This is a genomic window from Pandoraea norimbergensis (assembly GCF_001465545.3).
GTDB classification, from domain to species: Bacteria; Pseudomonadota; Gammaproteobacteria; order Burkholderiales; family Burkholderiaceae; genus Pandoraea; species Pandoraea norimbergensis.
Window position 1 is genome coordinate 4,934,221 of the sequence record NZ_CP013480.3, and the last position, 14,754, is coordinate 4,948,974.

15 protein-coding genes and 1 pseudogene are annotated in these 14,754 nt (G+C 62.4%); 9 read left to right on the top strand and 7 right to left on the bottom strand.

Translation table 11 applies throughout. The annotated features are described in order from the left end of the window. The first annotated feature begins 14 nt into the window (after nucleotides 1-14). Nucleotides 15-1,289 carry an ATP-binding protein gene (locus AT302_RS21450; protein WP_058375758.1) on the top strand — a complete coding sequence of 425 codons (1,275 nt, stop codon included), beginning with the start codon at nucleotides 15-17 and terminating at the stop codon, nucleotides 1,287-1,289. Between the two features lie 334 nt (nucleotides 1,290-1,623). On the opposite strand, the gene AT302_RS21455 is transcribed toward AT302_RS21450, so the two are convergent. Beyond that, nucleotides 1,624-1,914 (bottom strand): H-NS histone family protein, encoded by a 291-nt coding sequence (locus tag AT302_RS21455; RefSeq protein ID WP_058375759.1) that lies wholly within the window; start codon nucleotides 1,912-1,914, stop codon nucleotides 1,624-1,626. A 700-nt stretch (nucleotides 1,915-2,614) separates the two neighbouring features. Beyond that, nucleotides 2,615-2,827, bottom strand: a complete 213-nt coding sequence (locus AT302_RS21460) for a hypothetical protein (RefSeq protein WP_157125846.1) — start codon at nucleotides 2,825-2,827, stop codon at nucleotides 2,615-2,617. Here AT302_RS21460 and AT302_RS21465 point away from each other — a divergent pair. Together AT302_RS21465 and AT302_RS21470 are read left to right on the top strand one after the other, a co-directional pair. Continuing rightward, nucleotides 2,826-3,446, top strand: coding sequence for a GNAT family N-acetyltransferase (locus tag AT302_RS21465; protein WP_237171987.1), 621 nt, complete (start codon nucleotides 2,826-2,828; stop codon nucleotides 3,444-3,446). The genes AT302_RS21460 and AT302_RS21465 overlap by 2 nt on opposite strands. 215 nt (nucleotides 3,447-3,661) lie before the next feature. Next, nucleotides 3,662-4,996 carry an MFS transporter gene (locus AT302_RS21470; protein WP_058379832.1) on the top strand — a complete coding sequence of 445 codons (1,335 nt, stop codon included), beginning with the start codon at nucleotides 3,662-3,664 and terminating at the stop codon, nucleotides 4,994-4,996. 38 nt (nucleotides 4,997-5,034) lie between these two features. Here the strand turns inward: AT302_RS21470 and AT302_RS21475 are convergent, their stop codons facing one another. The 3 genes from AT302_RS21475 to AT302_RS21485 all read right to left on the bottom strand — a co-directional run bounded on the left by AT302_RS21475 (nucleotide 5,035) and on the right by AT302_RS21485 (nucleotide 6,318). After that, nucleotides 5,035-5,487 (bottom strand): DUF6691 family protein, encoded by a 453-nt coding sequence (locus tag AT302_RS21475; protein ID WP_058375762.1) that lies wholly within the window; start codon nucleotides 5,485-5,487, stop codon nucleotides 5,035-5,037. Next, nucleotides 5,484-5,930: a YeeE/YedE family protein gene (locus AT302_RS21480; RefSeq protein ID WP_058375763.1), complete on the bottom strand. Its 447-nt coding sequence runs from the start codon at nucleotides 5,928-5,930 to the stop codon at nucleotides 5,484-5,486. Before AT302_RS21480 ends, AT302_RS21475 begins: the two co-directional genes overlap by 4 nt. A gap of 88 nt (nucleotides 5,931-6,018) precedes the next feature. Continuing rightward, nucleotides 6,019-6,318 (bottom strand): ArsR/SmtB family transcription factor, encoded by a 300-nt coding sequence (locus AT302_RS21485; protein ID WP_058379833.1) that lies wholly within the window; start codon nucleotides 6,316-6,318, stop codon nucleotides 6,019-6,021. Between the two features lie 240 nt (nucleotides 6,319-6,558). Between AT302_RS21485 and AT302_RS21490 the strand changes: the two genes are divergently transcribed. Beyond that, a complete protein-coding gene (locus AT302_RS21490) occupies nucleotides 6,559-7,428 on the top strand; it encodes an MBL fold metallo-hydrolase (RefSeq protein ID WP_058375764.1) in 870 nt (289 codons plus the stop codon). 1 nt (nucleotide 7,429) lies between these two features. Here AT302_RS21490 and AT302_RS21495 read toward each other — a convergent pair whose 3' ends face one another. Next, on the bottom strand, nucleotides 7,430-8,344 hold the full coding sequence (locus AT302_RS21495; protein WP_084656378.1) for a LysR family transcriptional regulator: 915 nt from the start codon (nucleotides 8,342-8,344) through the stop codon (nucleotides 7,430-7,432). A 153-nt stretch (nucleotides 8,345-8,497) separates the two neighbouring features. Here AT302_RS21495 and AT302_RS21500 point away from each other — a divergent pair, with 153 nt between their 5' ends. The 5 genes and pseudogenes from AT302_RS21500 to AT302_RS21520 form a co-directional block, all read left to right on the top strand. Beyond that, a complete protein-coding gene (locus AT302_RS21500; protein ID WP_058375765.1) occupies nucleotides 8,498-8,896 on the top strand; it encodes a tautomerase family protein in 399 nt (132 codons plus the stop codon). 213 nt (nucleotides 8,897-9,109) lie between these two features. Next, entirely contained in the window at nucleotides 9,110-9,484 is a 375-nt protein-coding gene (locus AT302_RS21505) for a YXWGXW repeat-containing protein (RefSeq protein WP_058375766.1), read from the top strand. 259 nt (nucleotides 9,485-9,743) lie between these two features. Further along, nucleotides 9,744-10,619, top strand: coding sequence for an ABC transporter substrate-binding protein (locus tag AT302_RS21510; protein ID WP_084656379.1), 876 nt, complete (start codon nucleotides 9,744-9,746; stop codon nucleotides 10,617-10,619). A gap of 114 nt (nucleotides 10,620-10,733) precedes the next feature. Next, the gene (locus AT302_RS21515; protein ID WP_058375767.1) at nucleotides 10,734-11,456 is read left to right on the top strand and encodes an amino acid ABC transporter permease; all 723 of its coding nucleotides are present in this window, start codon (nucleotides 10,734-10,736) and stop codon (nucleotides 11,454-11,456) included. Nucleotides 11,457-11,458: 2 nt separating this feature from the next. Next, a pseudogene (locus AT302_RS21520) lies at nucleotides 11,459-12,089 on the top strand (amino acid ABC transporter permease); the annotation flags it as partial. Between the two features lie 240 nt (nucleotides 12,090-12,329). On the opposite strand, the gene AT302_RS21525 reads toward AT302_RS21520, so the two are convergent. Continuing rightward, complete coding sequence (locus AT302_RS21525; RefSeq protein ID WP_058379836.1) at nucleotides 12,330-14,618, bottom strand: NADP-dependent malic enzyme; 2,289 nt, start codon at nucleotides 14,616-14,618, stop codon at nucleotides 12,330-12,332. Nucleotides 14,619-14,754: the final 136 nt, after the last annotated feature.

Genomic DNA, 14,754 nt, shown 5'->3' on the forward strand with positions numbered 1-14,754 from the left:
ATGCGGAGCCCCGCATGAAAGGCCGTTTCGACACGCTGTTTGGCCGTCTGGCGCTGCTTATCATTGCCGCGCTGGTCATCAGCCATTTCTCGTACCTGACGATCCTGCGCAGCGATCACGACGATACGCGCGTACAGAACGCCGCCGAACAGATGGCGTTCATCATCAAGGCGGCCGCCGAAGTCCATGACGGCCACTCGGAGCTCATGCTGCCGGATCTCGTGCAGGTGGTGCCGGCCACGTTTGCCCATGGCGACGTGTTCGAGCCGCCCAGCAAGACTCAGCGTCTGACCACGGAACTGGCGCGCCGCCTGCCCGCCGGCACTCAGTTGCGGGTCGAGCGCACGCCGCCGCCGCGTATCTGGGCGCGTCTGCCGGGTCGCGATTACTGGATTGCCACGCCCGTGCTGTCCGTGCGCAACCCGCCCGGCACCGCCACGATCCTGCCGGGTCTGGCGGCCGTACTCGGTATCACGGTCATCTTTGCGCTCTTTGCCGCCTGGCAATTGCAGCGCCCCGTGCGCGATATGGCGGCCGCTGCCGAGCAACTGGCCACCCATCGCATCCGCACACCGGTGAAGGAGCGCGGTCCGCTGGAAGTTCGCCAGTTGACCGAGCGCTTCAATCGCATGAGTCATGACATCGTGCAGACCGACCGCGAGCGCAACACGATGCTTGCCGGGATTGCCCACGATCTGAAAACACCGCTCGCCCGGTTGCGGCTGCGCGCTGAGATGATCGACGACACGCAGATGAGCGAGGGCATCACGCGCGATGCCGAGTCGATGACGCGCATCGTCGATCAGTTCCTGCTGTTTGCACGGGGCATCGAGTCGGATAGCGCTGCGTCGCCGGTGGAAGCACGCATGCAGTCGCTGATTCAGCCGTTCCTCGATCAGGGCTACGCGATCGAGCTCGATCTTCAGGCGGGCCCGAGCTTCAAGCTTAAGCAGACCTATCTCGAACGTATCGTCAACAACCTGCTCGACAATGCCGTGACGTACGGGCGCGCGCCGATGGCGATCCGCACGTCGCAAGATGCGAGCGGCTGGCAACTGGTCATCGAAGATAGCGGGCCCGGCATTCCCAATGAAGACATCAACCGGATCATTCGCCCCTTCGTGCGGCTGGACCCGGCGCGTGGCGGCAACGCGCACTGCGGGCTGGGGCTGGCGATCGTCGACAAGCTGACGCAGCAACTGGGCGGGCGCGTCTCGTTCAGCAATCGCCCGGCGGGCGGGCTGCGCGTCACGTTGATGTTCCCGCCGGACGATCCGGGTGCGGCTTAACGTTGTTACGTCGTACCGGTGTATTGGTGTCTCGGTGTAACACCCCGCAAGATTCTCCCCGCGCACTGACTTCTCGTCTGAAACACCCATGAAAAAACCCGCCGTCCAGCACTGGACGGCGGGTTTTATTCATTACGGGCACTGCATCACATCAAGCCACAGCCAGGCGATCCGGGATGGGGGGCAATACAACTACTGGGCTGCTGCTTTACTGCTCTCAGGGACACGTTGGAGATGGCTCAGCGCGATGTTTCTTGTAAGACACCGCAATGACGCTTCGCCCCGCCTTCCCTGGCATGTGACCGGCAATGCCTGTCCGGCAACGACACCGGCTTTACTTGATCAGGAACTTCTCTTTGTTCTTGCCAATCCACTTGGGTGCGCGACCGCGACCCGACCACGTCTCGCCAGTCGCCGGATTCGCATACTTGGCAGCGAGCGGCGCACGGGCGGCGCGACGGCGGCCATCGGTCGTGGCAATGCCAAGGTCCTTGGCGGTCAGCTCATACTCTTGAATCTTCTGCTTGAGTTCTGCAATGACTTGCGAAACTTCCTTGGCACGAGCTTCGTCCGCTTGCTTTTCAAGCTTCTCGATCTGCGCGCGAATTTCCTTATAGTTTGCCATCTGGCGTGTCCTTACATTGTTAAAATGGATCGCCACTTAAAATAGCACGAGTTTTAACAAATTGAAAACAGCATTTCCGAAGTATGAGTCTGTGCCAGCACAAATCGCATTGAATCTCCCGAGCACAACTTCAGAATATGCACAGAATCAGGGCATGAATCCCGGAATTTCCCCAGCATTCCTCCCGTCATTACCCCCAGCTAATGTTGGCCAATACCACGCAATCTGGTGGAAATAGCGAAGCGAGTCATCAGGACTCCGCATTGCCTGAGCCGCTGTGCAACATTCGGCAAGACTTCGTAAGGATTCGCAACAAAACCCCATGGACCACAACACAGACTGGCATCCCCAATAAAACGCAGCCCAAAATATACGATCACAAATATTTAAGAGCACGCCGATTAGTCTGTTATCCAAAACACTACTGACATTCGGGGATTTCACATCGGCGTAGCGCAATTTCCGGATAAGCACTACGGTGAATTCGCGCAAGCCATTGGTTCAGATTCAGGCCACGCATGATGCGTGACATGAAAACGGGCCGCGCTCGTTCAACGGAATGAACACTCACGCAATATCTGCGGATAGCTTCCATGAATTGCGCAGCAAGCCATGCTGCGTCGCGCCATCGATAAATCGGGACGGAAATTCTTTCGTTAACGTATACGTCAATTCGCTATTGCGCACCCATGCATCAATGTCATTTCCCCGCCCGCGCCGGTTTCCGTAAGATGAGAATTGCCGTGAATGCCGATTTTCCCTCGGAATTCTCCTGAATGCCCATCAGGTAAGGCTGAGCGTCGATTTCAAGGATCGGCATTTGCGCGTTTAGAATTAAGCAAATGACGAATTCCCGTTCTTGGTAACTTGGCAACGGATTTCCGCCGCTTTCATTGATTCGCTCGATTCGCATGACAACTTCGCCCTCCGCACCGGCGCTGCCCGAGCGCCACGACATGACGCCGGTCACGCTCACCACCGCGCGCACCGTACTCCGCCCGTGGCGGACGGAAGATTTGCCCGCGTTTGCCGCCCTGAATGCCGATCGGGAAGTCATGCGCCACTTCCCGACGACACTCGACCGCGCCCAGAGCGATGCCGTCGCGCAGCGCCTGCGCAACCATATGGAAACCAACGGCTTCGGTCCGTGGGCGCTCGAGATCCCGGGGGTTACGCCGTTTGCGGGGTTTGTGGGGCTCATGCGCGTCGGATTCGACGCGCCCTTTGTCCCCGCCGTGGAAATCGGCTGGCGACTCGCCCGGCCGTGGTGGTCGAGCGGCTACGCCAGCGAAGCGGCCCGCGCGGCCGCCCGTTTCGCGTTTGAGGTACTGCAACTCGACGAGTTGGTGTCGTTCACCGTACCGGCCAATGTGCGCTCGCGTGGCGTCATGACGCGCATCGGCATGCGCCACTGTCCCGACGAGGATTTCCTGCATCCGCTGATTCCGCCGGGTCACCGGCTGCGCCGCCATGTGCTGTACCGCTTGAATGCCGACGAACTGCTTCAAGCCATGCCGCCAGCATCAACCTGATGCTGTGATGTCGATGACGCACATCGATCAAGTCGATCAAGTCGATCATGTCGGCCGTATTTGCCATCAATTGGCGGCGCACAAGCGATCGGCGTCGTCTTAGCGATTGAAGGCGGCACGTGCGTTATGGGACAATCCATCTCTTTGCGCCAGCCGTCCCCCCCATCGTGTCGCGCGCCGTCATTATTCCGCTCATCATCGCTTGCGCTCTGTTCATGGAGAACATTGACGCGACGGTGATCACCACCTCGCTGCCAGCCATGGCACGCGACCTGCACCAGGACCCGATCTCATTGAAGATGGCACTCACGGCCTACGTCGTGGGGCTGGGTATCTTCATTCCGATCTGCGGCTGGGTCTCCGACCGTTTCGGCGCACGAAACGTTTTCCGCACGGCCATCGGCATCTTTATGGCCGGGTCGATTCTGTGCGCGTTGTCGTTCTCGCTGCCGACCTTCGTCTTTGCGCGCTTCCTGCAAGGCGTTGGCGGCGCGATGATGGTGCCGGTCGGCCGGCTCGTCATCTTCCGCGCGGTGCCCAAGCACGATCTGGTCAAGGCGATCGGTTACCTGACGATGCCTGCCCTGCTCGGCCCGGTCATTGGGCCGCCACTGGGTGGCGCGATCACCGCCTATCTGCATTGGCGCTGGATCTTCTTCATTAATATTCCGGTCAGCCTGCTGGGGATCTATCTCGCGGGTAAATACATCGATAACGACCGGGGCGGCGATGCCGGCAAGCTCGACACGGTCGGTTTCGTGCTGTCTGCGCTGGGCAGTGGTTTGCTGATGCTCGGGCTCGCCATGATTGGCGAACATCAGGTGGCCGACAGCGTCGTCATCGTCATGTGCGTGCTGGGTGCGCTCTTTCTCTACGGTTATTGGTGGCACGCCAATCGCACCGAAGCACCGCTGCTCGACTTCCGGCTGCTGCGCATCCCCACGTTCCACGCGAGTGTGGTCGGGGGTTCGCTGTTTCGCATCGGTCTGGGCGCCGTGCCGTTTCTGCTGCCGCTGGCGTTGCAGGAAGGGCTGCACATGGACCCGTTCGAGTCCGGCATGATTACCTGCGCTTCGGCGTTCGGTGCGATTTTCATGAAGGCCATTGCGCAGCGCGTGCTGGCGCGCTTCGGTTTCCGGCGCGTGCTGATCGTCAATGCCGCGTTCGCCGGACTGGCGCTCGCTTCATACGGCCTTTTCACGCACAACACGCCCGTGCTGGTCATGTTGGGCGTGGTGGCGTTCGGCGGCTTCTTCCCGTCGTTGCAGTTCACCTGCCTGAACTCAATCGTATACGCCGACATTGCAAGCGGCGACGCGAGCCGTGCAACCAGCCTCGCCAGCGTAATTCAGCAGTTGTCGCTGGGTCTGGGCGTGACGATTGCCGGGATGGTGTTGCAGGCGAGCAGCCGACTCGCGGGGCATGAACAACTGACGGCCAGCGATTTCCTGCCCGCGTTTCTCGTCATCGGGCTGTTCTCGTGGCTCTCGATTCCGGTCACCCGCCGCCTGCCCGCCGATGCGGGGACCGAACTGGCAAGACGGCACTGACGTTTGCGGATCGGGCGCGGATCACCACCCGCCGCCCGTCAGCCCTTCGTCGATCCCATCGATTCGACATGTTTTGCCGCCCGTGCGGGCAGCATCGCGTGAATCGCCATACCGGCGAGCATCGCCAAGACGAACGTCAGCCCCTTGCCCGAGCCCGCGCCGAGTAATACGAGCGCCGGCCCCGGGCAGATCCCGGCAATCCCCCATCCGATACCGAACAGCAGCGCGCCGAGCACCAGACGCTTGTCGATGCCGTGCAGGCTCGGCCATGCGCGCGGCTCACCCGTCCATGCCATGGGCTGCGCACGCGCCAGTCGGAAGCCGACCAGACCGACGGCAATGGCACCGCCCATCACAAACGCGAGCGACGGGTCCCAGCGCCCGGCGATATCGAGAAACCCGAGTACCTTCGCCGGGTTGGCCATGCCGGCGAGAATCAGGCCGAGACCGAAGATCAGCCCGCCAACGAACGCCAGTGCAAGCTTCTTCATGCGGCACCTCCGACATGCAACACATGACGCACGACGAACACCGTGAGGAAGCCCGTCACCATGAAGCACAGCGTAGCAACCAGCGATCGCCACGACAGCCGCGACAAGCCGCAAACCCCATGACCGCTCGTGCAGCCCGAGCCGAGCCGAGTGCCAAAGCCGACAAGCAAGCCCGCCCCGGCCAACATGGCGAAACTCGCGTCGATCTGCGCTTCCGGCACGACCGCCAACAGGCGATACGCCCAAGGCGCTGCCATCAGGCCGACGATGAACGCCAGCCGCCAGCCGACGTCCCCCGCACGCGGGCGTAACAAGCCTCCGACAATGCCGGAGATGCCAGCGATGCGGCCATTGGCGAGCATGAGCCAGACGGCGGCCACGCCGATCAGCACGCCACCGGCCAGCGCAGTCCACGGCGTGAAGTGAAGGGTATCGAGGGTCATGGGCAGTCGATTCAACAGAGAAAATGCAGACGACGGGCGAGGTGAGACGGCGGACGGCGCACGGCGAAGGCCTTACCGGCTCAGTGCGTCACGGTTTAGGGCAGAACTGATCGTAGAGGCAAGACAGCACCGCCAGCACGGTGGCATCGCCCACCGCGTAATAGATACGTTTGCCGTCGCGTCGCGTGGTGACGAGTTGCTCCGTGCGAAGTACGGCGAGTTGTTGCGACAAGGTCGGCTGCCGGATATCAAGCTGCGACTCCAACTCGCCCACCGAGCGTTCGCCCTGAGTGAGCTGACACAAAATCAGCAGCCGATCTTCATTGGCCAATGCGCGCAGCAACTTGGTCGCATCGCGCGCGGCCGTGCGCAAGCGCGTGACGTCCAGCGGCGCCCCAGTGCCTGCGTCAACTGGCTTCACGGATGTCAGCGGCGTCGCGGCAGGTGAAGCATCGAAGGCCCCAGAGGCATCGGAGATATTGGCGTGCAGGGGTGACGAAGTGGCACGTGGCATGGCAGGATCGAGGCAATTCGAGGGCGGACGCCGCGCGACGCTATGTCACGCATATCGCGTACACTTTACTCGTTTATAATATATCAATCGATAAACCTTTGCAGGAGCCCGGCCATGTCAGCCACCGCAGCCCACATCGAAGCCTTTTTCGACACCGGCACCTCGACGGTGACCTATGTCGTATTCGATGCGCCGGGCGGTCGCGCGGCGATCATCGATCCCGTGCTCGACTACGACCCGAAGGCGGGCCGCACGCATACGGGTTCCGCAGAGCGCGTGCTTGATTTTCTGAAGGCGCAGCAACTGACGGTTGACTGGATTCTGGAAACGCACGCGCACGCCGACCACCTGTCGTCGGCGCGCTGGCTCAAGGAGCGCGTGGGCGGACGCATCGCCATCGGCGGGCATATCCGCGACGTGCAACACGTTTTCAAGAAGCTGTTCCATCTCGGGGCCGACGTGCCGCCCGATGGCTCGCAGTTCGATCACCTGTTCGACGATGGCGAGACGTTTGCCATCGGCAATCTGCAAGCTGAAGCGATGTTTGTTCCCGGCCATACGCCGGCCGATATGGCCTATCGCGTCGGCGATGCGGTATTTGTCGGCGACACGCTCTTCATGCCCGACGTCGGCACGGCGCGCTGCGACTTCCCCGGCGGGAATGCGCACACGCTCTATCGTTCGATCCGCCGCTTGTTGTCGCTGCCCGAAGCCACGCGTCTGTATATGTGCCACGACTACCCGCCCGCGAGTCGCGTGGCGAACTGGCAAACGACGGTCGGTGAACAGCGGCGCGCGAACATCCATGTGCACGACGGCATCGACGAAGACGCCTTCGTCGCGATGCGCGAAGCCCGCGACCGAACGCTCGACATGCCCACGCTGATTCTGCCCGCCGTGCAGGTCAACATTCGCGCCGGTGACATGCCTGCGCCCGAGTCCAACGGCACGCGCTATCTGAAGATTCCGATCAACGCGCTGTAAGTCATGCGCTCAACGCGGCTGGCGCGGCAAGTTGCGACGCCAGCGCCTGACGCGCCTGCGTGACCCAATCGGGCTCACCCCGGCGCGCGGGCAACAAATGAAACTCCGCCTCAGGCAGCTTGGGCAAGCGCCGCCCGCTCACCAGCTTGTCGATCCGCATGAGCGACGGCCCCGCCGCCGACGCGTTCAGACACGCCACCCCGAGTCCCGCACTCAACGCCAACTGCAACCCCGCCACCCCCGACGCCACGTGTGCAATCGTGTACGGCACATGATGCGTGTCGAGCCATTGCGTGGTGAAGCGATGCAGCGCACAGGTATCCGGCAAGACGAGCAGCGGTAACGGCGCATCGGGATCGAGCACAAAATCGGGGGCTGCCACCCAGTCGAGCGACTCGCGAGACAGCGCGAGCGTCCCGGCAACACCATCGCGTCCGAGCGACTTGCCGAGAATGCGCATCGACACACCGATATCGAACTCGCCCGTGTCGTAACCCGTTTCGATCACACCGCTCTTGAGAATCGTCACATGGATGCGCAGCGCGGGGTACACCACCCCGAGATGCCGGAGCATGCGTGCGACTTCCCCCGGGCGAAAGTAGTCGGTAATGGCCAGCCGCAGTTCCCCCGACAGTGAAAAACCACGCACGTCGTGCCATGCCTGCTCGCTGTGTGCGAGCAACTGACGCGCATGCCCCAGCAGGCGCTCGCCTGCTGCCGTCGTCGCCACACCGAGCTTGCCGCGCGTGAACAACGACACCCCGGCGCGCGCCTCCAGCTTGCGGATCTGTTCGCTGACCGATGACTGCGAGAGAAAGACCAACGGCGCCGCCGCCGACAGGCTGCCGGCATCCGCGACTGCGACGAAGGTACGCAACTGATCGAAATCGAATCCCGGCGCCATGATCTCATCCATTTGTTAAACCGATGGATCACATCGTAAATTCCCACTTTTCCGATGTCAACCGAGACCCTAGACTGAAGTCACGCTTTTCAGGCGCCCGAACGGAGCCAACTTAAGGGCCAAACCCGGCGCCAACACTTTCGTCACCCCTTCAGGAGTCTCGTCATGCCCCATCTCGTTCTGCAACTCTCCGGCACGCCCAACGACAAGCTCACCCGCGACGCCGTGCGCGCTGTCTCCCAACTCACCGTCGATGTGCTCCACAAAGCGCCCGACGTGATCGCCGTCACCGTCGACTACATTCCTCACGAGCGCTGGTTCATTGGTGGCGCGCCACTCTCGGAGCAAGGGAAAAACGCCTTCCATCTGGATATCAGTGTGACCGACGAGACGAATACGAAAGCCGAGAAAGCACAATACATCGCGCAGGTGTTCGAGACGCTGGCGGGCTTACTCGGCAACGTGCACGCATGCTCGTACATTCACGTGATCGACGCGCGCGCTGCCGCTTACGGTTACGGTGGCCGCACACAGGAATTCCGGCATCAACACGCCGGGAAGTAAGCGACCGGCACTGTTCGTAGTCGGTTGACCGGCAGGCAATCCCGACTGCCTGCCGGCTTCGCAAAAACACGTGAAACCCGCTGCCCATGCGGCTTTTCGGCCAACAGAACGAAACAATTCCAACACTTTCTTACGACTATTTGCTTCGTTATTCGCCACATCACCTCGTACGATGAAAGCGCATTCAAAGACATCGCTTTCAAGGGGGCGAATATGAAAAAACTGACTCTTACCATCGCGCTCGTTGCCGCCACGCTTGGCGGTATTGCTGTGGCACCCGCTCAAGCTCAGGTAGGTGTTTCGATCAGCATCGGCGCACCGCCGCCGCCGCGCTATGAAGTGGTACCGGCGCCGCGCGTCGGCTATGCATGGGCACCGGGCTTCTGGGATTGGGACGGTCATCGCCACGTATGGGTGGGCGGCCACTGGGAGCGTGAGCGTCCGGGCTATGCCTATCGCGCACCGGCCTGGCATCAGGGCCCGCATGGCTGGGCGCTCGATCGCGGCGGTTGGGACCACGGCCGAGGACCGGATCGTCATGATGACCACGACCACGATCACGACCATCGCTACGACCACCACGGCTGATCTTCCGGCAGGATGGCGAGCGTGACTATCGGCACGCTCGCCTTGCCGATCGATAGGAAACACCCCGCACGCCGGCGCTTATCTGCGCCGGCGTTTTGCTAAGAAAAATCGATTGGTTGGGCCCGCATGCGCGCCCCGTTATCGTGTGAAACCCGCTCGCCACTATCCGTGACGAGCTACCGCCGAACCCTGTCCGGAATATCCCCGGCGGTATCGAGTGAAGGTTTTACGCGTTTTAAAAAACGGAGCCCATCAGGCCATGCAAAACAACAATCGCACACCACGCGCCAATTACACCCAGCCCACCCAACGTCGCCACCGCAGCCATACGTCTATCGTCGCTGCCGCCCTCCTCAGCGCCGTTGCCCTGTTGCCGCTCGCGGCGCATGCCGACAAGCTCGACGACATCAAAAAGGCCGGCGTGCTGCGCGTCGCCACGTTCGACAGCAACCCGCCGTTCGGCTACGTCGATGCGAAGTCGCACAAGATCGTCGGACTGGACGTCGACTACGCCAAGGCCATCGCCGACAAGCTGGGTGTGAAGCTCGAACTGCAACCGACGAACCCCGCCAACCGCATCCCGTTCCTGACGTCGAAGAAGGTCGACCTCGTGCTCGCCAACTTCACGATCACGGACGAGCGCGCCAAGCAGATCGATTTCAGCATTCCGTACTTCTCGTCGGGTCAGCAGTTCCTCGCGAAGAAAGGCACGCTCTCGTCGGCGGATCAGCTGAGCAAGCTGCGCGTCGGCGCCGACAAGGGCACCACCAACGAAATCACGCTGCGCGAGAAATTCCCGAGCACGACGATCGTGGCCTTCGACGACACGCCGTTCGCCTTCGCGGCGCTGCGTGCGGGCACCGTGCAGGCGATTACGCAGGACGGCCCGAAGCTGGTCGGCCTGCTCGCCAACGTGCCCGACAAGCAAAACTACGAAATCCCCGCGTTCACGATCTCGAACGACTACATGGGCGTGGGCGTGCCCAAGGGTGAAGAGCGTCTGACGGCCTTCGTGAACGACACGCTGCGCGGTCTGGAGAAGGACGGCACCGCCGTCAACATCTACAACCGCTGGTTCGGCCCGCAAACGTCGCAGCCGCTGCCGCGTCTGTTCAAGATCGGCGACAAGGTCTGAGCCTGATACCGCCAGCAATCCCGGCGGTGACCCCGCAGTGACCCGCCCGCCAGCCGGGGTACAGGAGGATGCGTCCTCGTGTGCCCCGGCGTTTTTGCTTGGACACCCCCTGTCATGATCGATTGGCTCGCCCCGAAATACGTCAGTTGGCTGCTGCACGGCTTCGTCGTCACCGTCGCGCTGGCGGCCGTGGTGAGCGCCGCCGCCACATGGCTCGGTTTCGGGCTCGCGCTGGCACGCAACTCGCAAAGCGCGCTGCTTTCACGCCCCGCGGCGGCATTTGTCGCGCTCATGCGCAACACACCGCTGCTGGTGCAATTGTTCTTCTGGTACTTCGGCGTGGCCGCGCTGTTGCCTGCCGGTGTCGTGGCATGGCTTTCGCAGCCTCACGCGTGGCATCTGGTGCTGTTCGACATTCGCTGGCCCGCGCTTGAGACGCTTGCCGGTTTCGTCGGCCTCACGCTTTACACCACCGCATTTATCGGCGAAGAAATTCGCGCCGGATTGCGCGGCGTGCCGTCCGGTCAGACGCATGCGGCCGCAGCGCTCGGGCTGAGCCGTTATGCCGTCTTCCGGCACGTGGTGTTGCCGCAAGCGGTGCGCATTGCGCTGCCGCCGCTGTTCGGCCAGTACATGAATGTGGTGAAGAACTCGTCGCTCACGATGGCGATCGGCCTGGCCGAACTGTCGTATGCGTCGCGTCAGGTCGAGACCGAGACGTTCAAGACGTTTCAGGCGTTCGGCATCGCCACCCTGCTCTACGTTGGCGCGATTGCCCTGATCGAAGCGGTCAGCCTCGCGACCACTCACCGCCACGCGGCGGCTCCTTCGCGCTGATCATGAATTTCTCTGCCGTTATCGATAACCTGCCCTATCTGCTGTGGGGCACCTTTCCCGATGGCCCGCTCGCCGGTGCCGCCCTCACGCTGGTGCTCGCCAGTACGAGTGCGGTGGCGTCGGGCCTGCTCGGTCTTGCGGGTGGCATTGCATTAGCGATGTGGACGGGACCAACGCGCTGGCTGCTCACGCTGATCATCGGCTTCTTCCGCGCGATTCCCGTGTTGATGCTGATCTTCTGGACGTATTTCCTGCTGCCGATTCTCTTCGGCGTGGACGTGCCCGGACTCGCCACCGTCGCGTGTGCTCTCTCGCTCATCGGCGGTGCGTATCTCTCGCATACCGTCTACGCCGGTATTCGCGGCGTAGGTACGGCGCAGTGGCAGGCCGGCATGTCGCTCGGCCTCACGCGTGTGCAGACGCTGCGGCACGTGGTGCTGCCGCAGGCGCTGCGCATGATGGCGCCGTCGTTCGTGAATCAGTGGATTTCGCTCGTGAAAGACACCTCGCTCGCCTACATCGTCGGCGTGGCCGAGTTGTCGTTTCTGGCGACGCAGGTCAACAGCCGGTTGATGGTGTATCCGGCGGAGGTGTTTGCGTTTGTCGCGCTGATCTACTTCGTGATGTGCAGTGCGCTGGAATGGCTTTGCGGAAAGGCATTCAGCCAATCGGCGCCGACGCGGGGCAGCGGGCAAGCGGAACAAGCTGACCCAACGCAAACGCCCCGGCGCGGCTGGCAACGCATCAGGACGATGCGTGGGTTCAGCTTGCCGGGGCGTTGGCGGACAACTAGCGTTTCTGCGGTGTCGGGGGCGTCGGGGGCGTCAGGCAATTCCGCTGAATTACCTCCGGCCTCCGGGCGCCGCGTCGACTTCAGTCACGATTGGCCTGGATAACCGTGAGCGCCGTCATGTTGATGATGCGTCGCACGGTCGAGCTCGAGGTCAGCACGTTGACCGGAGCGCCCACGCCCAGCAGGAACGGACCCACGGCAACATTGCTGCCCGCGCCCGTTTTGAGCAGGTTGTAGGCGATGTTGCCCGAGTCCACGTTCGGGCACACCAGCAGATTGGCGGCACCCTTCAGACGCGAATGCGGCAGGATGCGGCTGCGCAGACCTTCGTCGAGTGCGCAATCACCGTGCATTTCGCCGTCGATTTCCAGATCGGGCGCCTGCGCCGACACCAGATCCAACACGCGACGCATCTTGGTGCCCGAGGCGGCACTCCCCGAGCCGAAGTTCGAACGCGAGAGCAGCGCGACCTTCGGGTTGAGGTTCAGCCACGACATCTGCTTGGCCGCGGCGATCGTGAATTCGGCGATTTGCTCGGCCGTCGGATCGTCGTTGACGTGCGTGTCCACGAGCGCCACGGTGCGCTTGTCGAGCAGCAGAATGTTCATGGCGGCGTAGGTATTCGCGCCGGCCTGCTTGCCGATCACTTCATCCACGAAGCGCAGGTGGTCGTGATACGCGCCCACGGTGCCGCAAATCATGCCGTCGGCATCACCCAGACGCACCATCATCGCGCCGATCAGCGTGAGACGGCGGCGCATTTCCACGCGCGCCATTTCCTTCGTAATGCCGTCGCGGCAGCGCAGTTCCCAGTAGCTGGTCCAGTACTGGTGGAAGCGTTCGTCGTAGTACGGGTTGGTCACTTCGACGTCTTCGCCCAGACGCAGGCGCAGACCGAACTTCTCGATACGGGCGAGCAGCACTTCCGGGCGGCCGACCAGAATCGGGCGGGCCAGCTTTTCGTCGACGATCACCTGAACGGCGCGCAGCACGCGCTCTTCTTCGCCTTCCGCAAACACGATGCGGGCCTTGCCGCCGTCGCGCACGAGTTGCTTGGCCGCCGAGAAGATCGGCTTCATGAACGCGCCCGAGTGGTACACGAACTGTTGCAACTGGTCGGCGTAGGCGTCGAAGTCGGCGATCGGACGCGTCGCCACACCGTCTTCCATGGCGGCACGCGCCACGGCCGGGGCGATACGCACGATCAGGCGCGAGTCGAACGGCTTCGGAATCAGGTATTCCGGGCCAAACGAGAGGTCATAAGCGCCGTAGGCGGTCGCTACCGAATCGTTCGGTTCTTCTTGCGCGAGTGCGGCAATCGCGTTGACCGCGGCGATTTCCATGTTGCGCGTGATGGTGGTCGCGCCCACGTCGAGCGCGCCACGGAAGATGTACGGGAAGCACAGCACGTTGTTGACCTGATTCGGGAAGTCCGAACGGCCGGTGGCGAGCACCACGTCGTCGCGGGCAGCACGGGCATCTTCCGGGAAGATTTCCGGCGTCGGGTTGGCGAGCGCCAGAATCAGCGGGCGCGGGCCCATGGTCTTCAACATTTCCGGCTTGAGCACGCCGCCGGCCGACAGGCCGAGGAACACGTCGGCGCCGTCGATCACTTCAGCCAGCGTGCGCTTGTCGGTCTTTTGCGCGAAGCGGGCCTTGTCCGGGTCCATGCCGACCGCACGGCCTTCGTAGACCACGCCGTCGATGTCGGTGGCCCACACGTTCTCGATGGGCAGGCCGAGGTCGACCATGAGGTCCAGACACGCCAGGGCAGCCGCACCGGCGCCCGAGGTCACAACCTTCACTTCCTTGATGTCTTTGCCCACGACCTTCAGGCCGTTGATGAACGCGGCCGAAACGGTAATGGCGGTGCCGTGCTGATCGTCGTGGAAGACCGGAATCTTCATGCGCTCGCGCAGCTTGCGCTCGACGGTGAAGCACTCGGGGGCCTTGATGTCTTCGAGGTTGATACCGCCGAAGGTGGCTTCGAGGCTGGCGATGATCTCGACGAGCTTGTCGGGGTCACTTTCGGTGATTTCGATGTCGAAGACGTCGATACCGGCAAATTTCTTGAAGAGGACGGCCTTGCCTTCCATCACCGGCTTGGAGGCCAGCGCGCCGATGTTGCCCAGACCCAGCACGGCGGAGCCGTTGGTGATCACGCCCACCAGGTTGCCGCGCGCGGTGTAGTTGAACGCTTTGGCGGGGTCGGCGGCAATTTCCTGACACGGGATGGCAACGCCCGGGGTGTAGGCGAGCGCCAGGTCACGCTGCGTGACGAGCGGCTTGCTGGCCGTCACGGAGATCTTGCCCGGGGTAGGGAACTGGTGATACTCCAGGGCTGCCTGGTGATCGTTGTTGTTGCTCATGGGCGTGTCGTCCTCGTTGGATGTCATCTCTGTCGTGCACCGCCCGGCCGTTCTTCGAGACGGTTGCCGCCCGGTGCACCTGATTGCGAAGCCATTCTAGGCAGCCGCTATTGCGAGGCGATTCTGAATTACTATG